General features: G+C 59.2%; 24 protein-coding genes. 7 read left to right on the forward strand and 17 right to left on the reverse strand.

Features of this window, described 5'->3' with window-relative positions:
• The first annotated feature begins 76 nt into the window (after positions 1-76).
• A complete protein-coding gene (locus ACZ1HJ_RS13000; RefSeq protein WP_472719084.1) occupies positions 77-676 on the forward strand; it encodes a biotin transporter BioY in 600 nt (199 codons plus the stop codon).
• Positions 677-760: 84 nt separating this feature from the next.
• On the opposite strand, the gene ACZ1HJ_RS13005 is transcribed toward ACZ1HJ_RS13000, so the two are convergent.
• From ACZ1HJ_RS13005 to ACZ1HJ_RS13045, 9 genes are all read right to left on the reverse strand, one after another.
• Positions 761-1,600 (reverse strand): CE1 family esterase, encoded by an 840-nt coding sequence (locus tag ACZ1HJ_RS13005; RefSeq protein ID WP_472719085.1) that lies wholly within the window; start codon positions 1,598-1,600, stop codon positions 761-763.
• 89 nt (positions 1,601-1,689) lie between these two features.
• A complete protein-coding gene (locus tag ACZ1HJ_RS13010; RefSeq protein WP_472719086.1) occupies positions 1,690-2,112 on the reverse strand; it encodes a DUF1284 domain-containing protein in 423 nt (140 codons plus the stop codon).
• Between the two features lie 96 nt (positions 2,113-2,208).
• Positions 2,209-3,660, reverse strand: a complete 1,452-nt coding sequence (gene purF, locus ACZ1HJ_RS13015) for an amidophosphoribosyltransferase (protein WP_472722210.1) — start codon at positions 3,658-3,660, stop codon at positions 2,209-2,211.
• A 158-nt stretch (positions 3,661-3,818) separates the two neighbouring features.
• Complete coding sequence (locus ACZ1HJ_RS13020; RefSeq protein WP_472719087.1) at positions 3,819-4,844, reverse strand: Hint domain-containing protein; 1,026 nt, start codon at positions 4,842-4,844, stop codon at positions 3,819-3,821.
• A 212-nt stretch (positions 4,845-5,056) separates the two neighbouring features.
• A complete protein-coding gene (locus ACZ1HJ_RS13025; protein WP_472719088.1) occupies positions 5,057-5,674 on the reverse strand; it encodes a Hint domain-containing protein in 618 nt (205 codons plus the stop codon).
• A 285-nt stretch (positions 5,675-5,959) separates the two neighbouring features.
• A complete protein-coding gene (locus tag ACZ1HJ_RS13030) occupies positions 5,960-6,526 on the reverse strand; it encodes a CvpA family protein (RefSeq protein WP_472719089.1) in 567 nt (188 codons plus the stop codon).
• Between the two features lie 27 nt (positions 6,527-6,553).
• Positions 6,554-7,918, reverse strand: a complete 1,365-nt coding sequence (radA, locus tag ACZ1HJ_RS13035) for a DNA repair protein RadA (protein WP_472719090.1) — start codon at positions 7,916-7,918, stop codon at positions 6,554-6,556.
• A gap of 42 nt (positions 7,919-7,960) precedes the next feature.
• Complete coding sequence (locus ACZ1HJ_RS13040; RefSeq protein WP_472719091.1) at positions 7,961-8,404, reverse strand: paraquat-inducible protein A; 444 nt, start codon at positions 8,402-8,404, stop codon at positions 7,961-7,963.
• 109 nt (positions 8,405-8,513) lie between these two features.
• On the reverse strand, positions 8,514-8,981 hold the full coding sequence (locus ACZ1HJ_RS13045; RefSeq protein WP_472719092.1) for a YbaK/EbsC family protein: 468 nt from the start codon (positions 8,979-8,981) through the stop codon (positions 8,514-8,516).
• 91 nt (positions 8,982-9,072) lie between these two features.
• Here ACZ1HJ_RS13045 and ACZ1HJ_RS13050 point away from each other — a divergent pair, with 91 nt between their 5' ends.
• Together ACZ1HJ_RS13050 and ACZ1HJ_RS13055 are read left to right on the forward strand one after the other, a co-directional pair.
• Positions 9,073-11,859 (forward strand): [protein-PII] uridylyltransferase family protein, encoded by a 2,787-nt coding sequence (locus ACZ1HJ_RS13050; protein WP_472719093.1) that lies wholly within the window; start codon positions 9,073-9,075, stop codon positions 11,857-11,859.
• Position 11,860: 1 nt separating this feature from the next.
• Positions 11,861-12,136, forward strand: a complete 276-nt coding sequence (locus ACZ1HJ_RS13055) for a hypothetical protein (RefSeq protein WP_472719094.1) — start codon at positions 11,861-11,863, stop codon at positions 12,134-12,136.
• Between the two features lie 6 nt (positions 12,137-12,142).
• On the opposite strand, the gene ACZ1HJ_RS13060 is transcribed toward ACZ1HJ_RS13055, so the two are convergent.
• Both ACZ1HJ_RS13060 and eda read right to left on the reverse strand, forming a co-directional pair.
• Positions 12,143-12,316 (reverse strand): hypothetical protein, encoded by a 174-nt coding sequence (locus ACZ1HJ_RS13060; protein WP_472719095.1) that lies wholly within the window; start codon positions 12,314-12,316, stop codon positions 12,143-12,145.
• Positions 12,317-12,478: 162 nt separating this feature from the next.
• The gene (eda, locus tag ACZ1HJ_RS13065) at positions 12,479-13,135 is read right to left on the reverse strand and encodes a bifunctional 4-hydroxy-2-oxoglutarate aldolase/2-dehydro-3-deoxy-phosphogluconate aldolase (RefSeq protein WP_472719096.1); all 657 of its coding nucleotides are present in this window, start codon (positions 13,133-13,135) and stop codon (positions 12,479-12,481) included.
• A 256-nt stretch (positions 13,136-13,391) separates the two neighbouring features.
• Here eda and ACZ1HJ_RS13070 point away from each other — a divergent pair, with 256 nt between their 5' ends.
• From ACZ1HJ_RS13070 to ACZ1HJ_RS13080, 3 genes are read left to right on the forward strand one after another with little or no spacing between them, the layout of a single operon-like run.
• Positions 13,392-14,027: a DUF6778 family protein gene (locus ACZ1HJ_RS13070; RefSeq protein ID WP_472719097.1), complete on the forward strand. Its 636-nt coding sequence runs from the start codon at positions 13,392-13,394 to the stop codon at positions 14,025-14,027.
• 37 nt (positions 14,028-14,064) lie between these two features.
• Positions 14,065-15,261 (forward strand): RSP_2647 family RNA methyltransferase, encoded by a 1,197-nt coding sequence (locus tag ACZ1HJ_RS13075; protein ID WP_472719098.1) that lies wholly within the window; start codon positions 14,065-14,067, stop codon positions 15,259-15,261.
• Positions 15,258-15,797 (forward strand): RSP_2648 family PIN domain-containing protein, encoded by a 540-nt coding sequence (locus tag ACZ1HJ_RS13080; protein ID WP_472719099.1) that lies wholly within the window; start codon positions 15,258-15,260, stop codon positions 15,795-15,797. The genes ACZ1HJ_RS13075 and ACZ1HJ_RS13080 overlap by 4 nt, the downstream gene beginning before the upstream one ends.
• A gap of 7 nt (positions 15,798-15,804) precedes the next feature.
• Here the strand turns inward: ACZ1HJ_RS13080 and ACZ1HJ_RS13085 are convergent, their stop codons facing one another.
• The 6 genes from ACZ1HJ_RS13085 to dctP form a co-directional block, all read right to left on the reverse strand.
• Positions 15,805-16,491: a M48 family metallopeptidase gene (locus tag ACZ1HJ_RS13085; RefSeq protein WP_472719100.1), complete on the reverse strand. Its 687-nt coding sequence runs from the start codon at positions 16,489-16,491 to the stop codon at positions 15,805-15,807.
• Between the two features lie 94 nt (positions 16,492-16,585).
• The gene (locus ACZ1HJ_RS13090) at positions 16,586-18,100 is read right to left on the reverse strand and encodes a malonate--CoA ligase (protein ID WP_472719101.1); all 1,515 of its coding nucleotides are present in this window, start codon (positions 18,098-18,100) and stop codon (positions 16,586-16,588) included.
• A 10-nt stretch (positions 18,101-18,110) separates the two neighbouring features.
• On the reverse strand, positions 18,111-19,349 hold the full coding sequence (locus tag ACZ1HJ_RS13095; protein WP_472719102.1) for a malonyl-CoA decarboxylase: 1,239 nt from the start codon (positions 19,347-19,349) through the stop codon (positions 18,111-18,113).
• Positions 19,346-20,662 carry a TRAP transporter large permease gene (locus ACZ1HJ_RS13100; protein WP_472719103.1) on the reverse strand — a complete coding sequence of 439 codons (1,317 nt, stop codon included), beginning with the start codon at positions 20,660-20,662 and terminating at the stop codon, positions 19,346-19,348. Before ACZ1HJ_RS13100 ends, ACZ1HJ_RS13095 begins: the two co-directional genes overlap by 4 nt.
• Positions 20,662-21,210 carry a TRAP transporter small permease gene (locus ACZ1HJ_RS13105; RefSeq protein WP_472719104.1) on the reverse strand — a complete coding sequence of 183 codons (549 nt, stop codon included), beginning with the start codon at positions 21,208-21,210 and terminating at the stop codon, positions 20,662-20,664. The genes ACZ1HJ_RS13100 and ACZ1HJ_RS13105 overlap by 1 nt, the downstream gene beginning before the upstream one ends.
• Before the next feature lie 69 nt (positions 21,211-21,279).
• A complete protein-coding gene (gene dctP, locus ACZ1HJ_RS13110) occupies positions 21,280-22,266 on the reverse strand; it encodes a TRAP transporter substrate-binding protein DctP (protein WP_472719105.1) in 987 nt (328 codons plus the stop codon).
• Positions 22,267-22,407: 141 nt separating this feature from the next.
• Between dctP and ACZ1HJ_RS13115 the strand changes: the two genes are divergently transcribed.
• A complete protein-coding gene (locus ACZ1HJ_RS13115; RefSeq protein WP_472719106.1) occupies positions 22,408-23,055 on the forward strand; it encodes a GntR family transcriptional regulator in 648 nt (215 codons plus the stop codon).
• Positions 23,056-23,068: the final 13 nt, after the last annotated feature.

Here is a 23,068-nt window from a genome sequence, read left to right on the forward strand (position 1 = left end):
CATTTGCTTGACTTTCTCGCACCTGCGGCGAAAAAGAGGGTCATCTGAGATGAATTTTCAAAAGGGGTGCAGCAAGATGCACGATACTGTTCTGAGCAAGGCCATCATCGGTCAGGAGACGCTGCTGAAAAAGGTAGCACTGGTATTGGGCGGCACGCTGTTTATCGCGATGGCCGCGCAGATTTCGGTGCCGTTCTATCCGGTTCCGCTGACCATGCAGACCCTTGCGATCCTGATTGTCGGCCTGACATTCGGTGCGCGTTTGGGCGGCTTGACGCTCGTGGCATATCTGGCCGAAGGCGCGATGGGCCTGCCGGTCTTTGCAGGCGGCGCCTCAGCACCGGCTCTGATTGGACCAACGGCTGGTTTCCTTTTTGGCTTTGTGGCCATGGCATATCTGGCCGGGTTGGCTGCGGATAAAGGCTTGGCGCGTGGATTGGTATCCACGGCGCTTGTGGGCATTGTTGTCTCGGCGCTTCTTTATATTCCCGGCGTGGCCTGGCCGATGGCCATTGCTGAAACCGCAGGCATGACCGGTAAATGGGTCGGCTCTTCGGCAGATGTGATCTGGACCTACTGGGTCAGCCCCTTCCTGCTGGGCGATGCGGTCAAAGCCGTGATCGCGGCCATGATCGTCTGGGGCGGCTGGAAAGCGTTGGAGGCCCGCAAAGGCTAATCCCGACCAACACGATATAAAAAAACGCCGTTCCCTAGGGGGCGGCGTTTTTTTGTGCATGGGCGTCAAATTCGAGCGCGTCGCCTAGAGGTTGTTGAAAAACCACCAGCTTAGCGTGGTGGCATCCACCTCGCGGGTCGCAGGCCCTTGCAGAAGCGTTGCTCGTGCGCCGCGTCGCGGCCAGTCATGGCCGTGCCCGTCGATCAGGACGTAGGTCAGGCGGGCCGCGCAACGTGCGAATTGTGTAATCTTGGCGGTGGTGCCGTCTTGCGCATTATCTAGTGTTTTCTCGCGCGCCACGCCGCGGCATTTGTTGCGTTTTTGCCAGAGCGCAATGGTCGCGAGCCCTGATAACGCGCCCCCTAAACGGCTGTCCCCAGAGCGTCCGGAATGCGGTGAAATCGGATCCTGCGTGCCATGAAAGAAGATGGCGGGGACTGGCGCACCATTGCCGCATTGTAACTTCAGAGGGGATTTTGTGGCGACAACGGCAATCCCTTTCACCAGATCAGGCCGTTCACACGCCATCCGCATCGCCATGCCGCCGCCATTCGAATGACCAGCCAAAAACACACGGTTCGGGTCGACCGCACCTTTGGCAATCATGCCCGTGATGATCGCCGAGATGAAACCGACATCATCCACATCCGCGCCCGGGCTGCGCCCGTCGTTCCACCGCCGTCTTTTGCCGTTGGGATAGGCCACGACAAGGCCATGACGACGGGCGACCTGATCAAATCGCGTTTTCTTTCGCATGTTCGATGAATTGCCCAGAAAACCATGCATCGCCACGATCAGAGGCGCCGATGCGCTGGCACTTGCGCGGCCATCCGTGATGTCGACCTTGCGCCCCATGACGGTTTCGGCCCGGGCAGGCAGGCTGGCGATGACAAACGCGGCAACAATGAAAACTAGGCGAAACATGTGACCCCCGGGGATGAGATTACGCGATCGTACCAATAAACCACGGGGGCGGCTACCGCGGTGGGTTTGGTTGCCTGATGCAGATGTACCTAGATCTTTTCGTGAAGGTCGCGCAGGGCTTGTTCGCACAGGCCCAACTCCAGCCATTGGCACCCCTGGCAAAGCGTTTGCAAAGAACCGGGTGGCACGCGTTTGACGATCCTGCGTTTCGCCTCGCCCCACGTCATTTTGGTGCCGACAAACGCCCCGATTGCGCGGGCATGACGGGCATCCAGCGCGGCAATTTTTTCCTGTTCGGTGCACAATGTATCACGCCGCTTGGGGCAGGGGCCGCAAATGTCATCGGTCACGCCCGTGACAGCAATCACCGTCTCATCGCCACCCTCCGCGCGCAGCCCATCAACAACGATCCGCGTCATGTTTGCGGTAAAGCCGTCGGAATATCCTTCGCCCTGATATCCCAGTGCGCATAGGAAATGATGGGGACGGAAAGTGACGGTCTCGCGGGTCATGTCGCGGCAAATGCACGGGTCAGGGGGCTGTTGTCAATTGAAACGGCGGGGTTGCGACCGCATGACCCGCATCGCACGTCAAAGGGAAATGCGGCTTTACTCTGCCGCTTTGAGTTCAAAACCCTTGTCGATCATGTCGGAGGGCGACACAGGATATTCACCCGAGAAACACGCATCACAATATTGCGGGCAGGACACATCGCGCCCTTTGGTTTCGCCGACCGCCCGGTAGAGCCCATCAAGCGAAATGAATTTCAAACTGTCGACCGCCAGATGCTCGCACATTTCTTCTTCTGACATGGTCGCGGCCAGTAGTTTTTCGCGGTTTGGCGTATCGACCCCGTAGAAACAAGGCCATGCCGTGGGCGGTGATGCGATCCGGAAATGGACTTCCTTGGCGCCCGCATCGAGGATCATTTCCTTGATTTTGCGGCTGGTTGTTCCGCGCACAACGCTGTCATCGACAAGGATCACCCGTTTGCCCTGAATCAGCGCGCGATTCACGTTGAGTTTCAAGCGCACACCCATGTTGCGGATCTGCTCGGTTGGCTCAATAAACGTCCGGCCCATATACTGATTGCGGATGATGCCCATTGCATAGGGAATGCCGGATTCGTGGCTGAACCCGATGGCCGCAGGCGTGCCGCTGTCCGGAACCGGGCAGACAAGATCCGCGTCGACCGGGGCTTCACGGGCCAGTTCGATGCCAATCTGGCGGCGCGTTTCATAGACGCTGCGCCCGCCAATGATGCTGTCGGGGCGCGAAAAATAGACATGTTCGAAAATGCAGAAGCGCGACGGTTGCGGTCGGAACGGATAATGGCTTTCGACCCCGCGATCGGTGATCACAACCATTTCACCCGGTTCGATTTCGCGCACGAATTTTGCACCAATGATGTCCAGACCGCAGGTTTCCGAGCTTAGCGCCCAGCCGTCACCGACCTGACCCAGTACCAGAGGGCGCACGCCCAACGGATCCCGCACGCCGATCAGTTTGGTTCGCGTCATGGCAACCACCGAAAACGCACCTTCGACGCGGCGCAGCGCTTCTTCCATCCGCTCGGGGATTGTACGCTGCAACGACCGCGCCATCAGGTGAATAATGCATTCAGTGTCGGACGAGCTTTGGAAAATGCTGCCGCGTTCGATCAGTTCCTTGCGCAACGCGTCGGCATTGGTGATGTTGCCGTTATGGGCAATGGCTGCGCCACCCATGGAAAACTCGCCAAAAAAGGGCTGCACGTCACGGATCACGGCGCCTTTGGAGCCTGCGGTGGAATAGCGCACATGCCCGATCGATAGTGGGCCGGGCAGGGTTTCCATCAACGATTGCTTGGTGAAGTTATCGCGGACATAGCCAAATCGGCGGGCCGAATTGAACCCATGTTCGGGATGGTGGCAAACGATGCCTCCGGCTTCCTGACCCCGGTGTTGCAGGGCGTGCAGGCCAAGTGCCACGAAATTTGCTGCGTCCGTTACGCCGACGACGCCGAATATGCCGCATTCTTCATGGAGTTTGTCATCATCGAAAGGATGGGCGGGTGGCATCTGTTTGGACAAGGCGGGCAGCTCCGAATCCGTTAACTCGTGATCTGTTTCGTTCATAAGGGCTGAATATCCTTATGTCACGAACCGATGACAAAAACCGGGATGTCCCGTTACGTCGTTGTCGCGTTGCGACCACAGGCAGGGGGACGGGTGAGTGGTTACATGTAGGCGCGCAACACCGTTGCATCGGCCTTTTTCAGCGTCATGGCGGCACTTTCGCCAAACTGGCTCAGCCCCTCGTGGATTGACGGGAAGAGCGCCAGAATTTCTTCTCTCTGGCGATCATTGACGCCGGTGATGGCATTCTCTGACAGAAAGAAGCTCTCGGTCAGTGCGCCGTTTGACTGGATGATCTGGTGGTTTTTGAACATCACATGGCTGTACTGAATTTCCTCCTGTTCGCGAATGTCGATGCCGGGCAAGCCGCATAGATGCTTGGCCGCGATCAGCACTTCGGACTGACCAAAGAGCATCTCGGCATTGACGCTGTCAAAAAAGATCCGGTGCTCTTGCGAGACAACCAGCTCCTGCACATTACCGATGGTGCCGGGTGCAAAGACAACAGGTGCAAACGAACCAACACCCGGCACCACGGTTGTGCCGACCCACGCTACTTTTTGCGGGCCATGATCGCGTGTCCAGACAAGCTGTCCGGGCACGAGTGTTTCAACGGCCTGATCCCCGTCAGGCGTCTTGATTTTGGTGCCCGCGCCGAAGCAGGCAATGAAATCGCTGTATTGGCTGTCCCCGTTATTTGAGCCGCTAATCTTCACGTAGGACACGCCGTCTTGCAGGGCGGTATCGGTGGCAAAGCCCCAGACATCCCCCGTCACGCCGCCTTGCGAAAAAACCGTAATGTCGATCACCGGCCCCGTCGGATTGCCCGCGCCATCCAGCGCCCGCACGCGAATGATCGATTCCGCTTCGACCTCGGTGCCATCGGCGACAATCCCGCCCCCGTCGGTGATGACATGGTTCGCTTCGTCATCATCGTCGAACGTGTTCCTGCTGCCGCCGGTGTCATCCAGCGTGACGGTTGTACCGCCCCCGGACGCATAGGTGAAAACCGTCCCATTGGGCGTACTGGAATTGTTGATCACCGGGTTGCCGACAATCGATGGATTGGAACTTGAATCGACCACCAGGTTCGCATTGTCGAAAGCGAAGAAACTGCGAAGTGCCATGTCACGTACCTTCCAGAGCCAAAGTTGAGGGCTTATGTAGTTTGAATACCGGCGGTGGTAAGACCACATTATGATTAATTTTCGATGCAATTTCACTAGTTGAGGAATTGCCGGCGATTTTTAGCCCAAATCGTTGATCTTATTGGTGGAACCAGTGGCGAAAACAGTGCCGCCCCATCAGGTAGGGGCGGCCTTGTTGTGGCGGGCATGGTTTACGCAGCCAGTGCGTGCAGCCGTTCGGTTTCATCGGTGTCCAGAAGGGCCAGCAGGATACGGGCCTCGGCATTGGTCAGAACCCGGAAGAAGCCATCGGTCTGGCCGGATTGCGCCGCACAGTGCAGCATCGCGCCACTGTTGGCAAAGATCACCTCTTCGGTTTCAAACGTCACCTCAACGGCAACGGTGCTGGGCAGGCTGTCAATCTGACGGGTGCCGCGGAAGCCTTGCAGGGCAGGGACGGGAACCAGCACATACGGCGTATCATAGAGGTCTTCGGCATTGTCGTCGAAGATCATCACGTGCTGATCCTGCGTCAGGTACATGTCGGCACAATTGTTCAGAACGCCACCCGGCACGTGCCAGAGCTGTGTTCCGGCATTCAGATGCGTCTGGCGCAGGCCGGCAACACGGGCGGCACCGCCATCAAACGTGTAGATCGCATCGCCCAGGCAGAGCCGTTCTACAGGCATCCAGCCGGTCTCGGTTTCCACCATAGTGCCGGCGGTGATGGTTGGGGCTGCGTGGAAACTCCGGGGCTTCGCGGCGCTCTTTTCTGTGGTCTCGGTGACGGGCTCAAAGCTTGTGAAGGCGGCTGTGTGATTGAGAAACATTTTGTAATTTCCTTGGTTGATTGCGTTTTGTTGTCTGCAACCAAACTGGACCGCAAATTCTGCCGTAATTCCGACACTGTCGGGGCTTTTAAAAGTCAATATTTCCATATGGTTGCTAGTCCGCCCATGGGGCCAACATTCCCGGTCAGATGCGAACACCGGGCAAGGTTTTGTTAACCAAGAACGGCCATTTCGACCTTAAAAACAAGGATTTTCGCTCTCACGCGCGCGAGGCGAATCGCAACGATTCACCCCTAGATGCCGGGTTTTGAGGTGAAACCGCGCTTATTCGAAGCGCGGACCCTCGCATTTACCGACCAACTGTTCGTATTGCTGGGTGATCCAGCCAAGCGCCTGCTCCGGGTTGCCGCTTTCAACCTGATTGGTCAGTTGGGCAAAGACACGGGCCGAGCGGCTGTCGTCAATGATCTGGATGTTTTGGGATGTGACGACCGTCTCGTACACGAAATAGGCGATGGCTACCAAGAGGATGCCGCGCGCCACGCCAAAGATGAACCCAAGGCCCTGATCCAGCCCGCCCAAAGCGGATCGTTGGATGAGTGACGAGAAAAGCGGTGTGATCAGTGAAGACACAATAAGTGCAACGGCGAATACAACACCAAAGGCACCGATCATCGACAACTCACAACTGTCGGCGATGAATTCGCCCACAACCGGGATTTCCTTGACCAGTGGCTCAAGCTGCGGGGCAAAGATGAAGGCCAATATGCCCGCAACGACCCAGCCTGCAATCGCAAGCGACTCGCGCACGAACCCCCGCGAATAGGCCAAGAGTGCCGACAGCACGATTACCAGCGCAACCACGCCATCAATGATGGTAAAGCCTTCCATACCTGCTCTTCCTCAACTTCTCAGCGCCTATCCGGCGCCGAATTTTTCACCCACAAAACTTGTCAAATCACCCATCAGCGACAATGCCATGCCGCTTTCCCCGGTGGATTTTCCACCCGCGGGCGCGATGGCCGACGTGAAACCAAGTTTTCTGGCTTCTTTCAACCTGTTTTCCGTCTGTCCTACCGGTCTGAGCGCGCCGGACAAACTAATTTCACCAAAAACCACCGTATCTGCGGGCAAAACTGTGTCTTCCCGGGCACTAAGGAGCGCGGCAGCTACGGCCAGATCGGCGGCGGGTTCGCTGATTTTCAGGCCCCCCGCGACGTTCAGGTACACGTCCAGACCCGCAAAGGGGATGCCGCAGCGCGATTCCAGAACCGCGAGGATCATGGCGAGACGCGCCCCATCCCAGCCCACAACCGCGCGGCGGGGTTGCGAATGCGGGGTGGGGGCCACAAGCGCCTGTAGTTCGACCAGAACGGGCCGCGTGCCTTCGATCCCGGCAAAAACCACACTGCCGGGGCTGGGCGCGCCGCGGGCAGACAGGAAGAGCGCCGAGGGGTTGGTGACTTCGGCCAATCCACCGCCGGTCATTTCAAAAACCCCGATTTCATCCGCCGGGCCAAAGCGGTTTTTGACCGCGCGCAGAATGCGGAACTGATGGCCGCGTTCCCCTTCGAAATAGAGCACGGTATCGACCATATGTTCGACCACGCGGGGGCCGGCAATCTGGCCCTCCTTGGTGACATGACCCACCAGAACAACCGAGACACCCTTGCGCTTGGCAAAGCTGGTCAGTTCATGGGCGGCGGCGCGGACCTGCGCCACGCTGCCCGGTGCGCTTTCGACCGTGTCGGACCAGATGGTCTGAATGGAATCGATGATCACAAGGCCAGGCGCTTCGGCCTCCAGCGTGGTCAGGATATCGCGCAGGGACGTGGCGGCGGCCAGTTGCACGGGCGCGTCCGCCAGCCCAAGGCGCTGCGCACGCATCCGGACCTGCGCGCTGGCCTCTTCACCCGAGACATAGATGGTCTTGAGGCCGGATTGCGCAAATCGTGCTGCGGCCTGCAAAAGAAGGGTCGATTTGCCGATGCCCGGATCGCCGCCCACCAGGATGGCACTGGCAGGCACCAGCCCGCCGCCCAAAACGCGGTCCAGCTCGGCAATACCCGAATGCGTGCGGGGCGGAGGGGCTTCATCGGTGGCCAGATCGCTCAGGGCAATAGGCGTGCCGCGTTTGGCGCCAAGGGATTTCGATTTCGGCCCGGTGGTCAGCGGGGCCTCTTCCACGATGGAATTCCATTCGCCACATGCGTCGCAGCGCCCGGACCAGCGGGAATGGGTCGCGCCGCAGGATGTACAGGTGAAAGAGCTTGATTTTGCCATGACCCGGTGATGCCCGATGCGGGCCGGGGGTCAAACCCTCAATCACCCCTCCGGGCGCGCGCGTTTTTCCGTCAGATATCCGATGGCGATCGAGGCCAGAATGCAGGCCGTGAAGAGGTAAAGCCCCCACGCGGTTTCGATCTTGCCGATGCCAATGCCCTTGGTCAGCGTGATGTAGACTGCGATCAGAAAAACATCCGCCATCGCCAGTTTGCCAAGGATATGCAGCACCGGCAGTACCTTGCGGCGCATCAGGCCAAAATGGATGAGCGCCAGGCCAATGGTTTTCAGATAGGGCGCGAAAAGAGCGAAGAAGGTGACCATGAGGGCCAGAAAAACGTCCGTTTCCCAAAGGCTTTGCAGGCCGGAGATGACACTGATTTCATCCAACCCGAAAAGCGGCAGACCAAGGCCCGCGCGCATCAGCGGGGCAAACCACGCGATGGGAAACAAAATCAGCAACAAGAGATTGGCGTATTTGTGCATGAGACCTCAGACTGGTGCGTGCACTACGTAACCCCCGGTGGGGCGACCCGCAAGTTTTTGATTGAACTATGATCCTTAGAAAATTGAAAACGAACGAAATTCGGGGGTTTCATAGGGTGAATTCTACCACATCCGCCTGCGCCATGCGCCGCAAATCTTCGGGCGCTGCTGCAAAGACATGGCGCGGGGTGCCCGCCGCGGCCCAGACCTGTTTGAACGTCAATAGATGGGGGTCGAAAAATGCGCGTGGGGGTGTCAGGTGCCCGACGGGCGACACACCGCCAATTGCGAAACCGGTTTGGGACCGGATCAATGCGGCATCTGCCTTGCCCAAAGGCTCTCCGGCGAGGGCACTGGCGCGTTCGGTACTGACGCGATTGCCACCCGCCGTCACAAAAAGCAGGGCAAGCCCCGTCGTTTCACCGCGGAAAATGATCGATTTGGCAATCTGGTCAATCTCGCAGCCCACCAGATCAGCGGCCATTTGTGCTGTGGTTGCCTGACCGATTTCGACAGGCGTTGTGTTAACTCCGGCATCGCTCAGGGCTCGGATCACACGTTTCAGGCTTTTGCTCATGTCATTCGCTTTGATTGGACCGTTGGATTGCGGGAGTATTCCAAGGCCGCGCCCCATTGACCAGCCCCGGATAGATGGGTTCAGTGGTGATATGGATTTTGAAAGCCGGATCACGCGTTTACCCCGTCCCTTTGACCCGGATCAGGGGGCCGAAGCGGCGGCAAGCCTGCCCGAAATGAGCCAGTCCCTGACCGATCTGGTGATTGGCACGGCGGGATGCAGCCCCTATCTGGCGCAGCTGCTGGCGCAGGAAAGCGATTGGGTGCCTGTGGCGCTTCATGACCCGGAAGGGGCGGCACAGGATATTTTTGCCGATCTGCCCGAGGTTGCGCCTGACCAATTGGGCGATGCCCTGCGCCGCGCCAAACGTCAAATCGCGCTGATCACCGGGTTGGCCGATCTGGCGGGTGTATGGCCGCTGGAAATGGTCACGCAGGTGTTGACCGATTTTGCCGATCTGGCCGTTGATCTGGCCACGAAGGCGATGATTGCGGCCGAAATCAAACGCGGCAAACTCCCCGGCATGGGCAACGAAGATGTCGCGACCGCCGGGGGGATGGTGGCGCTGGCCATGGGTAAAATGGGCGCGGGAGAGCTCAATTACAGCTCAGATATCGACCTCATCTGCCTTTTTGACGAAACCCGGTTCGACCCCGATACCTATCACGATGCGCGGGCCAGTTTTGTGCGGGCCACGCGGCGGATGTCGTCGATGCTCAATGACAGGGATGCGGGCGGGTATGTGTTCCGGACGGATTTGCGGTTGCGCCCCGACCCGGCGGTGACGCCCGTTTGCATGGCGATGGCGGGGGCGGAGGCCTATTACGAAAGTCTGGGCCGCACATGGGAGCGCGCGGCCTACATCAAGGCGCGCCCCTGCGCCGGAGATATCCGCGCGGGCCAGCGGTTTCTCGAAACCCTGCGACCGTTCGTTTGGCGCAGGCATCTGGATTTCGCCGCCATCGAGGATGCGCACAATATGCGGTTGCGTATCCGCGAACACAAAGGTCTGGGCGGTCGGTTGAACCTCGATGGCCACAACATGAAACTGGGGCAGGGTGGCATCCGCGAGATCGAGTTTTTCACCCAGACGCGTCAGATCATAGCCGGCGGGCGCGATCCGGATTTGCGCGTGCGCGGTACGGTCGAGGGGTTAGGGAAATTGGCGAAAAAAGGGTGGATCCCCTCCGAGGCCGCGACGCTTCTGGCGGATCATTACCGATCGCACCGCGAGGTCGAGCATCGCTTGCAGATGTTGCGGGATGCCCAGACCCATTCGCTGCCGAAATCCGAAGAGGAGTTTGATCGCCTGGCCTGTTTCATGGGCTGCGCCACAGATGCGTTGAAAACCGATCTGACGCATCGGATCATGCAGGTGCATGAGGTGATCGAGGGCTTTTTTGCGCCGGAAGCGGGCGATGGGGCTGCGCCAAGATCGCCCGATCTTGATGCTGAGATCATTGGCCGATGGCGCAGCTATCCGGCGCTCCGGTCTGATCGGGCACAGCAAATTTTCAACCGGCTCAAGCCCGAAATCCTGACCCGTCTTGCGCAAACCAGTCAGCCGCACGAAGCGCTTGTGGCGTTTGACGGGTTTCTGGGTGGGCTGCCTGCGGGGGTTCAGGTCTTTTCGCTCTTTGAGGCCAACCCACAGCTTATTGACCTGTTGGTGGATATTGTTGGGACCGCCCCGGCCTTAGCGACATATCTGTCACAAAACGCCGGGGTGTTCGATGCGGTGATCGCGGGTGATTTCTTTGCGCCCTGGCCCGGGCAGGAGGCGCTTGAGGCGCTGTTGCGGGTGCGCCTTGCGACCGAAGATGATTACGAACGTAAACTCGACGCGGCGCGGCGGTGGCGCAAGGAGTGGCATTTCCGCATTGGTGTGCATCTCTTGCGGGGGTTGATCGATGTCGACGATGCGGGGCGGCAATATGCCGATCTGGCCGGTGCGGTCTTGGCCTGTGTCTGGCCCGAGGTTGTTGCGCATTTCGCCGCCAAACATGGGACACCGCCGGGGCGCGGTGCAGTTTTGTTGGGGATGGGGTCTTTGGGTGCGCAAAAACTCAATGCGGGCTCTGACCTTGATCTGATCGTGATTTATGATGCGGCGGGTGTGGAGCAATCCGAGGGGCGCAGACCTTTGGCCGCACGGCTCTATTACGCGCGCCTGACCCAGGCGATGATCACCGCTTTGACGGCGCCCATGTCCGAAGGGCGGCTTTACGAGGTTGATATGCGGCTGCGGCCTTCGGGCAATCAAGGGCCGGTGGCCACGGGATGGGCATCATTTCAGGAATATCAGCGCACCGAGGCTTGGGTGTGGGAACATCTGGCGCTGACCCGCGCACGGGTGATTGCCGGTGATCCCGGGTTGGCGTCGGAGGTCGAAACCTTTCGCGCGACATTGCTGACCGAAAGCGGCGCGCCGGACCGGGTATTGCGAGAAGTCTCAGAGATGCGCGCCAAGATTGCAGCCGCCAAACGGGCCGAAGGTGCCTGGGACACGAAACTGGGCCCCGGGCGTCAGCAGGAGATCGAACTGGTGGCTCAGGCCGGTTGCCTGATGGCGGGATTGAGTGCCCGCGATATCGCCGCCGGTTTGGATGGCAGCGTCGCAATCAACTGGTTGAGCGACGCAGACAGGACGGCATTGATGCGCGCCTACAGGCTTTGTTGGCAGGTGCTTCAGGGGTCTCGCTTGCTGAGTGACAAACCGATGCAATCAGATGAGATTGGCGCAGGTGGCGCGGGATTTATCCTGCGCGAAACCGGCCATGAGGATCTGGGCGCATTGCACGCGGATCTGGAGGACGCCACCAGTGTGGCGGCAGAGGTAATTGACCGCGCCTTGGCGCGACAACCGGGAGGGATGTGATTTGGAGCGAGATCCGCTGGACCACAAGGGCCTGATCCGCGAGGCCTACCGTATTGAGGGCATTACACTGGGCGAGTGCCGGTCGATCTTTTTGGACTGGGCGCTCTCGACCCCGGAGGGGGCGGATACTGCTCCCATGATTGCGGGGCTGTTGGAGGCTTATGCCCCCGAAAACCCGGACCATCCGATGACCCAGGTCCTCCACGAAGGGACCACACGTGCCACGGCCCCCCGACGCCGGGGAGGCTGGCGATCCCGGCCACGCGATCCGCAATAGGCGGATTTATCCGAGGGCCTGCGCGCCCAGATAAATCACAACCGCCACCACAAATGAAAATCCGAAGATCAATGTGATGGCCGTGCCTTCCAGGAAGGTGCGGCGTGCGGGTTCTATCGAACAGATAGCAAGGATGCCCATTGCGCCGAGCGCGAGCAAAAGCAGCAGAAACATATTCATCGTAAACAACCAAAAATAGCAGAAGCAGAGCTAAATCATGCCCCTAAATTTTGGCAGAAATTAGTTGGAATAGGGCAGTTCCTATGGTGGTCGAAACAATGGCCAACCGGGTGCGGGATTGTTGCGAAAAATTCGGGCCGTGGCGGCGGGCCCGGCACCACTCTAGGCCGCTTTGTGCTGAGGTTTCTTTTGGGACATCTGACGCGCCCGTTGTGTGATGACCTCCCAATCCCCGGCCTGGATCAGCGCGGGCGATGCCACGCAATCGCTTGCGATGCTCATGACATTCGGCAGCGCCAGGTAAGGCGCGCTCATGTCCATGTCGATCTCGCCCGATACGCAGAATTTGATATGTGGCAACGGGTGCTGCAGCGCGGTGAGGGTTTGCAATGCGTTTTGCGACGCACCGGGAAAGAAGTTCAGCATCGTGTAACCACGGCTTAGCAAATGCATTGCCTCGGTCGGGGTGGCCACGCCGGGCAGCAGCGGCATATCAATGCCGTCGAAATACCGCAGCAACGGGTCGGTGATGCCGGGGGTCGACGCAAACTGCGCGCCTGCGTCACGCGCAATGCGCACATCGTCATGGGACAGGACCATGCCCGCACCCACAATCGCATCGGGGACTTGAGACATTTCGCGAATGACCGCAGCCGCATTGCGGGTGCGCATCGAGACCTGAATGACCGGCAAGCGCCCTTTGGTCAGTGCCTGTGCCAGAGGAGCCGCGCGCGCCGCGTCGTCGATAGCGGGGGTAGAGATAACAGGTGAGATGCGACAGATCATTTCGATCGTGTCCGAGGCCAGTTTCGTCTGCATTCATCGTCCAATTCTGCAAAACGTGAGTGCCCCCGCACGAGCAGGATTAATCAGGTTATGCGACGCCTGCGTCAATGCTCAAAACCTTTTAAAACAGGGTTTTCTGCCCAGGTGTTGCACATGCGTTTCAGGTTTCGCCAAGGCTCGAAAAATGCCGCGCATTAACCATGTATTTGTTCTGAGCGTGCCCAATGCTTGCCGCAATCTCCGGCCACAACGAGCCAAAAGAAACATGGCAAAATGCCAGGAGGACGACATGAGCAGTCTCAAGATTTTTGCACTATTACTGGCCGGTCTTGGCTTGTCCGCGTGCGCGCAAATGGACAGCACCACCCGCAACGCATTCGTGGTGTCGGAGGCCGTAAAGGCCACACCGCTATCGGTAGATGTTCAGGCGGTCCGCGTGGTTGTACCGGAAACACTGAGCGTATCGGAGGCCAACCTTTATTACCCCGGTGGAGATATCGTGTGGCGCGGTGATCCCCCCGGCGACCGTCGCGCACAGGTCAAAGCGATCTTTGAAACGGCAATGACGCGCGGCGTCAAATCTGTGCCCAAGGGCAACGTGCCGGTAGTCATGGACATCCAGATCACCCGCTTTCATGCGTTGTCGGAAAAGGCCCGGTACACGGTGGGTGGCGTGCACGCCCTGCAGTTTGCCGTGATCCTGCGCAATCCTGAAACCGGCGATATCCTGGGCGCACCGCGCCACGTAAAGGCCGATTTCCGAGCCCTGGGCGGCGCCGAAGCACTGACCGCAGAGCGCAACGGCATCACGCAGAAAGTGCGCATCACCGAACATCTGGCCGCGGTCATCGCCACACAGCTGCGTGATCCCGCGGGCCACAAGGCTGAAAAACTGGGCCTTCTGGGCGCCATCAACCAAATGTAAGCTTTTCGGCACGGTCGAAACCTTTTAAGGGGGCAGCATGACGCTGTCCCCTTTGCCTGTTATCCGCCTGAAACCGAAAATTCGCCCGCAAGCCATCCGGCACGGGTTTCCGTGGGTGTATGACAATGAATTGGTGACGGACCGACGCACCAAAGCGCTGTCTGCGGGCAGTATTGCTGTGCTCGAAGATGCGGAGCGCGCGCCGATCGCCCTCGTTGCGGTCAACCCCGCCTCGCGGATCATGGCGCGGGTGCTGGACTATGACGTCACTATGCCCATTGACCAGGACTGGCTGGCGGCCCGTGTGCAGCGGGCGCTATCGTTGCGGTCGCGGGTGTATGACGCGCCATTTTACCGGTTGGTGCACGCCGAGGCGGATGGTTTGCCCGGCGTGGTCATCGACCGGTTCGGGGATGTGGCCGTGATCCAGCCCAACGCGGCCTGGATCGAAGCGCTCCTGCCGGCGCTTGTTGCCGCTCTTCGCGATGTTACCGGCGTGACAACGGTGTTGAAAAACGCAGGCGGTCGCGCGCGGGTGCTAGAAGGCCTGGATCAGGAAAACAGCATTCTGGCGGGCGATGCGCCCGATGGCCCGGTGCCCGTACCGATGAACGGTGCCACCTACATGGCTGATCTGGTGGGCGGGCAAAAAACCGGGTTGTTTTATGATCAACGCCCCAACCACGCCTTTGCCGCGCGCTTGGCCGAAGGGGCACAGGTCCTTGATGTATTTTCCCATGTGGGCGGGTTTTCATTGGCGATGCTGGCGGGGGGTGCGACCTCCGCACTGGCGGTGGACGGATCAGCCCCTGCGCTCGATCTGGCCAAGGAAGGCGCTGCGCGCATGGGCATGTCCGAGAAATTCGACACACGCCGCGGCGATGCGTTCGACGTGTTGACGGCACTCGCCACCGAAGGGCGTGTATTTGATGTCGTGATCTGTGACCCGCCCGCGTTCGCCCCTTCGAAAAAGGCATTGGATGCCGGGCTTCGCGCCTATGAACGGGTGGCACGGCTTGCCGCCCCACTTGTGGCCGATGGCGGGTATCTGGGCCTGTGTTCGTGTTCACATGCGGCGGATCTGAGCAAGTTTCGTGGCGCCTCGACCCGCGGGATTGGTCGGGCCGGTCGATCGGGTCAGGTGATCTGCACAGGGCAGGCGGGTGCCGATCACCCGCAACATCCGCAACTGGCAGAAAGCGGATATCTCAAAGCGTTGTTTTACCGCCTGTGAAGGTGCTGTTGGATACCTGCGTGATCTACCCCACGGTGATGCGCCAAGTGATCCTCGGTGTCGCGAAAGAGGGCGCGTTCACACCGCTCTGGTCTGCGCGCATCATCGAAGAATGGCAGCGCGCCGCCCTTAAACTGGGGCCTGAGGGCGTGGCACAAGCCGGGGCAGAAGCCGCACTGCTTGCCGCACGTTGGCCCGAGGCGGAGGTCACGTATCCCGCGTCTCTGGAGGCGAGGTTGTGGTTGCCCGATCCGGCAGATGTTCATGTATTGGCGGCAGCCATTGCCGGTTCGGCGGACATCATCCTGACCCTCAACGCCAAGGACTTCCCGCGCAACGTGCTGGCCGAAGAAGGCGTGAGCCGGGCGGACCCTGATGGCTTTTTACACGGCATCTGGCAGTCGCAGCCCGAGATGGTTGCAGGCGTGGCCGGCGGAGTTTTGGCAGATGCAAACCAACTGTCGGGCAAGACATGGCAGATGCGTGCATTGCTAAAAAAGGCGCGTCTGCCGCGTCTGGCCAAGGCGCTTGGCTAAAGCCGGATCAGGAGGATTGCCAGCGCTCTTCCAGTTTTTCGATGGCCGCTATGCGCTCATCTACCTTCGGGTGGCTCATCAACCACGCAGGCGCGGTGCCAGCGCGGGATTGGGTCAACGCCTCAAGCTTGGTGAAGAGTGATTTCTGGGGCTCCGTGCCGATGCCCGCCTTGGTCAGCAAGGCCGCTGCATATTCATCCGCCTCATATTCATCCGAGCGTGACAAGCGGGCGGCCAGCAACGTGGTCAGGCCATTGGCAATCCACACGCCGATGCCGGGCAGAAACCGGCTCAGCACCATCGCCAGCGCCGTGCGCAGGGCGTTTTGGCCGGAAAAATCGATCATCCGGCGGCGTGAATGCCCTAAGGCCACATGCCCCAGCTCATGAGCGATGACCGTGGCCATTTCATCCGCCGTCACATCGCCGTTCTGGAATTTGCGGTAAAAGCCACGGGTGATGAAAATCCGTCCATCCGGGGCCGCCAGCCCATTGACCGGATCGATTTCGTAAATGTGCACTTTGATGCGGGGCAGATCGAGCGCCGCGGCCAACCTGTCGGTCATGACCTTAAGCAACGGATCGGCCAGTTCGGTCGAGCGCGCATCAAGTTCGCGCCGCGTGCGCCACGCGGAGACCCGGTACATGGCCAGCGCATAGGCAATTGCCAGAAAGATGGGGGCGAACTTCAGCATAAAGGATATATGGGGCAGGGATGGGACCGGGGCAAGCTGCTTGTCACAGATGCAAGGCAGGCCATTGGAAACCGCGATGCGACGGAGATGGCCTTTACGCGGTAAAGAGGTTTTGGAACTGATCGCGCAACAGGTTTTTCTGGACCTTACCCATCGTGTTGCGCGGCAATTCAGGCAACAGTTCCAAGTGCTTAGGCTGTTTGAAGCGGGCCAATGACTGCGCCATATCCTGCGAAATCACCTCCAAATCCGGGTCCATGCCCGGACGGGGCACCAATACGCCCACAACTGTTTCGCCGAAATCCGGGTGCGGTACGCCGATCACCGCGCTTTCCAGCACACCGTCTTGCTGATCAAGGATCAGTTCAATTTCCTTGGGGTAGATATTGTAGCCGCCGGAAATGATCAGGTCTTTGTTGCGGCCCACAATGTGCAGATATCCGTCTGCATCCAGTTTGCCCAGATCGCCGGTGATGAAAAACCCGTTTGCTCGCAGCTCTTGGGCGGTCTTCTCGGGCATCTGCCAATAGCCTTTGAATACGTTGGGGCCGCGCACCTCGATCTCTCCGATCTCCCCCGGAGGCAATGGTTCGCCTGTGCTGCTGTCGCAAATCTTGACTTCCACCCCGGGCAAGGGATGACCCACCGTGCCCGCGCGTCTGTCGCCGGAGTAAGGGTTGGACGTGTTCATATTTGTTTCGGTCATGCCGTAGCGCTCAAGGATGCGGTGGCCGGTACGCGCCTCAAAGGCGGTATGGGTTTCAGCCAGAAGCGGTGCGCTGCCGGAGATGAACAGGCGCATGTGCCGGGCATGATCTTGGGTGAAGCGCATATCTCCCAAGAGCCGCGTGTAAAATGTGGGCACGCCCATCATCGACGTCGCCGCTGGCAAATGATCCAGCACGGTGTCCAGATCAAACTTCGGCAAAAAGATCATCTGCCCGCCAGCCAGACAGGTGATGTTGCTTGCCACGAAAAGCCCATGGGTGTGGAAAATGGGCAGCGCATGCAAGAGCACGTCATCTTCGGTGAACTGCCATTCGTCCTTCAGCGTTTGGGCATTGGACAGCAGATTATCCTGTGTCAGCATCGCACCTTTCGAACGCCCGGTGGTGCCGGACGTGTAAAGGAAGGCGGCCAAGTCATCAGGCGTGCGGGACACGGTCTCGAACACCTCGGGCATGGCGCGCGCCGCACTGGTGAAGGTGCCGGAGCCATCCGCACCCATGGTTTCAAGTGACGCGCCGCAGCTGTGCGCAATGGCCGACAGGGCGGCCTTCTTGGCGGGATCGCAAAGCATGAGGCGCGCGCCACTATTCTCAAGGAAATATGCGACCTCATCGGGCGTGTACGCGGTATTGAGCGGCAGGAAGATCAATCCGGCCTGCGCGCAGGCGGCATAGACCGCCAGCGCATTGGGGGATTTTTCGATCTGAACCGCCAACCGGTCCCCGGCGACCAGGCCAAGCGCCGTAAGCTGTCCGGCATATTGTGCGGCCAAACCCACAAATGCCCGGTAAGTCAGAACCGCGCCATCCGGCAATTGCAGAAACGGTGCGTCGCGCTTGGAATGCTGACCAAAGAGGGCATCATAAAGCGGGTTGGCCATGGCGATACTCCTACTTGCCGGGCGTGACAGACGCGCTCAGATTGCGCACATCCGTGGAGGCAATCACAGTTTTCTCCGCCACGAATTGCTCGTGGTTCTGCGGAATTTGCGACAGGTCGTAAAGATAATTCACCATCGCGCCATTGGATTGTGCCATGCCGTTTTCGGAAATATCGGCACGGGCGTGCACCGCATGGACCCGCGCGCCGTTGCCCAGATGGAACCGGGCGACGGGATCAACAGGCATGCCGTCAGGGCGTTTGGCGTTCAGCAGGTAATGCGCGGCCAAAGCCTCCTCAGTGGCTTCAGCGGGCGGATCGAGATCAGCCGATTTGAGCCAGGCGTTCATCCCTGGGATGGGCGACAGTGTGACAAAAGTCGTCAACGACGGCAATTCACGCGACAAATCCGCGACCACTTGCTTGATCAGCGAGTTGCCAAACGAAATGCCCGCAAGCCCGGCCTGACAGTTTGATATGGAATAAAAAACCGCTGTGTCTGCCTCATCCGTAGCAATTGCATCGCGCCCGTCCGCCAAGAGATCCTGCACCGAATTGGGAATGCCCCGGGTCAGGGCCACTTCGACAAAGATCAGGGGCTCATTGGCCATGGCCGGGTGAAAAAATGCGAAACAACGCCGGTCCGACGGATGCACGCGGCGGCGTAAATCCTCCCAGCTGTCGATGGTATGCACGGCCTCATACGCGATGATCTTTTCCAGAATGTCGGCCGGGCTGGACCAATTGATCGGACGCAAAACCAGAAAACCACGGTTGAACCATGACGAAAACAGATGTTGCAAATCAACGTCCAGCGGCTCCAGTGCCGGATGATCGCGCAGCAGCTGAAGAAGGTCCTTGCGCATTGTCACCAACTGCCCGGTCGCGCCCGGCACCTGATTGAGGCGTCGGGTCAATTCCTGTCTTTGCGGCTCGCAGGCGGCTGCAAATGCGCGGTAACTCGTGCGGGACGGGGCGTCGCGATAGATGGCCAGCGTTCTTGTGACCTCTTCCGCATCAATCTCCAGATCATGGGCGAGGAAGGCAAAGAACGCCTGTTTTTCTTCAGGTGTCATTTGCGCGTACCGGTCCATAATGAGGCGGGCTAGAGTGCTGCCCGATACCTCGCCATGGGTGCCCAGAAGGGACCGCGCCAGATCTTCGGTGGATTGCCCGGTTGCATCCTCACGCAGGGCGCCGCGATACCGCCGCTCGAACACCGTTGAAATGAGATCGCTGAAATAGCTCACACGCCGACCCCCATCACCGCATTGGGCAGCCAGGTGGCCAGCCCGGGGAAGATGCACAGCAGGATGATGGCCAGCACCATGCACGCCACGAAGGGCAGCGATCCACTCAGGATCGTCTTGAGGGAAATATCAGGCGCGATACCGTTGATCACATAGAGATTAAGACCCACCGGTGGCGAGATCAGACCAATCTCCATGTTGATCGTCAAAATGACGGCAAACCAGATCGGATCAAACCCGGCCGCCGTGATGATCGGCAACAAGATCGGTGCGGCCATCAGGATCACCGCCACTGGCGGCAGGAAGAACCCGGCGATCAGCAGGAATATGTTCACGGCCCCCATCAGGACCCATGGGTTTACGTCAAGTGTGCCGATCCACGCGGCGATGGATTGGGTGATGAAGAGGCTGGAGAGCATGTAAGAAAAGACACCCGCCGCCGCGATGATGAAGAGGATCATCACGCTTTCCTTGGTGCTGTCGCGCAGGACGACCCACAGGTCTTTCGGGTTCCAGAGCTTGTAGATCACCATTGCGATGATCAGGCACAAGAGGGCGCCCACGGCGGCGGTTTCAGACGGTGTCGCAACGCCGCCATACATCGCGTAGAGCACGCCGATGATGATCAGCAGAAACGGCAAAACGCGCGGCAGGATTTCGAATTTTTCCTTCCAAGAATAGCTGCGCGTGGCCAGAAGCGCGCGATCGCCGGAGCGCCATGTTGAATAGAGCGACCACACCATGAAAAGCCCGACGAGCAGCAATCCCGGAAAAACACCCGCCAGAAAAAGACGCCCAATCGAGGTTTCGGTTGCGATGCCGTAGACGATCATCGTAACGGATGGCGGGATCAGAATGCCCAACGTCCCACCGGCGGCGATCGAGCCCGCGGCGACACCATCAGGATAGCCGCGTTTGCGCATCTCGGGGATGCCCATTTTGCCAATGGCCGCGCAGGTGGCCGGGCTGGATCCGGACATGGCCGCAAAGAGCGCACAGGCCCCAAGGTTGGAAATGACCAGCCCGCCGGGCACACGGGTCAGCCAGCGCTCCAGCGCCTCATAGAGATCGGCACCGGCGCGGGTCGACGCGATGGACGACCCCATGATGATGAACATCGGGATCGACAGAAGGGCAAAATTGTCCAGCTTGCCAAACAGGATTTCGGGCAGCAGTTCCATCGATCTCATGCCGTCGAAGATCAGCAGGAAACCGGTGGACACGATCAGCAATCCAATCGCCACGGAAACGCCGGAAAAGAGCACCAGAATCGTGCAAAGCGCGACAATGCCGCCAAGCGTGAGCGGGTCCATCAGGCGTCCTCCAATCCGAAAGGCGCGTCAATTTTGAGAAGGACGGCGACAAGGTCTGCGATCAGTTGCAGCAAGAAGAGTGCAAACCCGATGGGCAAGGCCGCATAGGGAATCCAAAGGCGGACACCCCACACCGTGTCGGATTTCCAGTTGCGTTCAAAAGCAAGGTGCCAAAATTCATACCCGTACCAGAGCATGATGGCGACCATCAGGATGGACAGGGACAGAGTGAAAACCGCCAAACCAAACCGGGCGCGCGCGCCAAGCCAGAGCGGGATGAGATCAACGTTCACGTGCCCCCGCAGCCGCTGCACATAGGGCAGGCCAATCAGGGTTGCGCCCACGGCCAGATAAATCACCGCTTCGGTTTGCCACACGGTGGACCCGTTCAGCACGAAGCGAATGAAAATCATCTGGCACGTGATGGCAACCGCCGCGACGATCATCGCCGCTGAACACCACCCGGCGCATGTTGAAAGGGCTGCCACCGCCCGCAAAAACGGGTTGTTGCCCGTCCGGGAAGCGGCAGTCGCGCGTTGGCCCGCCATGGTGAAATCCTCGGAGTCAGAAGGGGAAAGGGGTGGAAGGCCGCCACGATGCGGCCCTCCAAAAGATCACTATTCGACCGCAAGCGCCATATCGAGCAGCGCCTGCCCGTCGGGCACTTCTTCGACAAAGGCCTTGTAGGAGGTCTCTTGCGCCAGGGCGCGCCATTTCTCGAAGTCTTCGGTCGACATCTGGGCAATCTCAACGCCCGCGTCACGGAAGACCTGCTCGGATGCAGCATCCTGCTTCTTGGCCTCTTCAAGATAGAAAGCCTGCGCCTTGGCAGATGCATCCAGCAGGGCTTGTTGTTGATCCGCATTCAGGCTGTCGAACTTGGATTTGTTCATCAAGAGCGGTTGATACATGAACCACAACGCAACATCGCCCGCAGGTGTATAGCAGCTCACCTGCTCATAAATCCGGTAGGATACGAAGGAGGAAGAGGATGTGTTCGCCGCGGTCAGAACACCGGTTTGCATGGCATTGTAAATCTCGGACGACGCCATCGACGCGATGGAGGCACCAGCACCGGCCAGCATTTGTTCAAACGCCTTGCCCGCCGCGCGGGTTTGCAGGCCCTTCACGTCCTCTGGCGCGGTGATGCATTTATCCTTGCCGACAAATCCACCCGCCAGATAGCCATGGACAAGGACCATGACGTCATCATCCGCCATTTTCTCTTCCAACGCGGCCATGAACGGTGAGGCGCTCAGACGCGCCGCATGGTCATGGTTTTTGACCATGCCCGGCATCAAGGTGAGGTTATAGGCTGGCTGCTGACCGCCCGCATAGCTCAGGGGCAGCACGGTCATGTCAAGCTGGCCACGGCTGAGCGGGCGGTATTGTTCGCGTGGCTTAAAGAGCGATTTCGATCCGAAGATCTGAATCTCAAGATCGACATTCGCATCGGCGACGCCTTGCGCCACGATTTCCGCCACTTGGTGGCGCACATCTTTATTAGACCATTGGTGCGACAGGCGCAGCGTCTCTGCGTTGGCGGCAGCGCCGAACGCAAGACAGCTCATCACGGCTGCCGTGGTAAAAAACTTCGATTTCATTGGTTCCTCCCAGGTTGTGACCTGACTTTTATGTCTGGCACTGTGTATCGGTCCTTTCAAACTTCGCATTCCATGTCAATGTTTTTGTATACAAGAAATATGAGATTGCATTATTTGGCGCCGCTGTGATAGTCGAAGGGCATGGAAATCAGGCGTTCGGAAAAAATTGCAGAAGCTTTGGAGCAGTTGGTATTCTCTGGCGAATACCCGGATGGCGCGCGTCTGGATGAGCTGAAGCTGGCCGAGCAATTCCATGTCTCACGCACACCCATTCGCGAAGCGTTGCAGGTGCTTGTTTCCACCGGGATGGCCGAACAAATCCCGCGGCGCGGTGTGTTTGTGCGTCAGCCGGGCCCCGTCGAATTGATGGAAATGTTCGAGACCATGGCCGAGCTTGAGGCCTCGTGCGGGCGTCTGGCGGCGTTGCGGATCAGCGATGAGGCATTGGACAAGCTGGCGGTGGCCAATGACAATTGCCAAAAGGCCATCGAGGCATCGGACCACGGACGATACTACGCCGAGAATGAGATATTTCACCAGATCATCTACCGCGGATCAGCAAACAGCTATCTCGAGAAACAGGCGTTGCAGTTGCAAAACCGGCTCAAAGCCTACCGCAAGGTCCAGCTGCGGTTTCGCGGGCGCATGACGCAATCCATGGCGGAACATCGGGCCATCGTAGAGGCGCTGCAAAACGGCGATGCGGATGGGGCGGCACAGGCTTTACGAAGCCATGTGGCGGTGCAGGGCGAAAAATTTCACCAATTGATGACCAGCCTGCGCCAGTGACACGCCGCCGTGG

The sequence above is a fragment of the Roseovarius sp. JB2-10 genome, assembly GCF_055693585.1.

Excerpts from the sequence above, each read along its gene's own strand:
- ACZ1HJ_RS13075 (WP_472719098.1), top strand. The coding sequence starts at position 14,065 with ATGACGCTGTCCCCTTTGCCTGTTATCCGCCTGAAACCGAAAATTCGC.
- purF (WP_472722210.1), bottom strand. The coding sequence starts at position 3,660 with ATGCCACCCGCCCATCCTTTCGATGATGACAAACTCCATGAAGAATGC.
- eda (WP_472719096.1), bottom strand. The coding sequence starts at position 13,135 with ATGCAGACGAAACTGGCCTCGGACACGATCGAAATGATCTGTCGCATC.
- ACZ1HJ_RS13100 (WP_472719103.1), bottom strand. The coding sequence starts at position 20,662 with ATGGACCCGCTCACGCTTGGCGGCATTGTCGCGCTTTGCACGATTCTG.
- ACZ1HJ_RS13115 (WP_472719106.1), top strand. The coding sequence starts at position 22,408 with ATGGAAATCAGGCGTTCGGAAAAAATTGCAGAAGCTTTGGAGCAGTTG.
- ACZ1HJ_RS13030 (WP_472719089.1), bottom strand. The coding sequence starts at position 6,526 with ATGGAAGGCTTTACCATCATTGATGGCGTGGTTGCGCTGGTAATCGTG.
- ACZ1HJ_RS13050 (WP_472719093.1), top strand. The coding sequence starts at position 9,073 with ATGGATTTTGAAAGCCGGATCACGCGTTTACCCCGTCCCTTTGACCCG.
- ACZ1HJ_RS13105 (WP_472719104.1), bottom strand. The coding sequence starts at position 21,210 with ATGGCGGGCCAACGCGCGACTGCCGCTTCCCGGACGGGCAACAACCCG.
- radA (WP_472719090.1), bottom strand. The coding sequence starts at position 7,918 with ATGGCAAAATCAAGCTCTTTCACCTGTACATCCTGCGGCGCGACCCAT.
- ACZ1HJ_RS13045 (WP_472719092.1), bottom strand. The coding sequence starts at position 8,981 with ATGAGCAAAAGCCTGAAACGTGTGATCCGAGCCCTGAGCGATGCCGGA.
- ACZ1HJ_RS13085 (WP_472719100.1), bottom strand. The coding sequence starts at position 16,491 with ATGCTGAAGTTCGCCCCCATCTTTCTGGCAATTGCCTATGCGCTGGCC.
- ACZ1HJ_RS13040 (WP_472719091.1), bottom strand. The coding sequence starts at position 8,404 with ATGCACAAATACGCCAATCTCTTGTTGCTGATTTTGTTTCCCATCGCG.
- ACZ1HJ_RS13010 (WP_472719086.1), bottom strand. The coding sequence starts at position 2,112 with ATGACCCGCGAGACCGTCACTTTCCGTCCCCATCATTTCCTATGCGCA.
- ACZ1HJ_RS13025 (WP_472719088.1), bottom strand. The coding sequence starts at position 5,674 with ATGTTTCTCAATCACACAGCCGCCTTCACAAGCTTTGAGCCCGTCACC.
- dctP (WP_472719105.1), bottom strand. The coding sequence starts at position 22,266 with ATGAAATCGAAGTTTTTTACCACGGCAGCCGTGATGAGCTGTCTTGCG.
- ACZ1HJ_RS13005 (WP_472719085.1), bottom strand. The coding sequence starts at position 1,600 with ATGTTTCGCCTAGTTTTCATTGTTGCCGCGTTTGTCATCGCCAGCCTG.
- ACZ1HJ_RS13070 (WP_472719097.1), top strand. The coding sequence starts at position 13,392 with ATGAGCAGTCTCAAGATTTTTGCACTATTACTGGCCGGTCTTGGCTTG.
- ACZ1HJ_RS13090 (WP_472719101.1), bottom strand. The coding sequence starts at position 18,100 with ATGGCCAACCCGCTTTATGATGCCCTCTTTGGTCAGCATTCCAAGCGC.
- ACZ1HJ_RS13020 (WP_472719087.1), bottom strand. The coding sequence starts at position 4,844 with ATGGCACTTCGCAGTTTCTTCGCTTTCGACAATGCGAACCTGGTGGTC.
- ACZ1HJ_RS13060 (WP_472719095.1), bottom strand. The coding sequence starts at position 12,316 with ATGAATATGTTTCTGCTGCTTTTGCTCGCGCTCGGCGCAATGGGCATC.
- ACZ1HJ_RS13000 (WP_472719084.1), top strand. The coding sequence starts at position 77 with ATGCACGATACTGTTCTGAGCAAGGCCATCATCGGTCAGGAGACGCTG.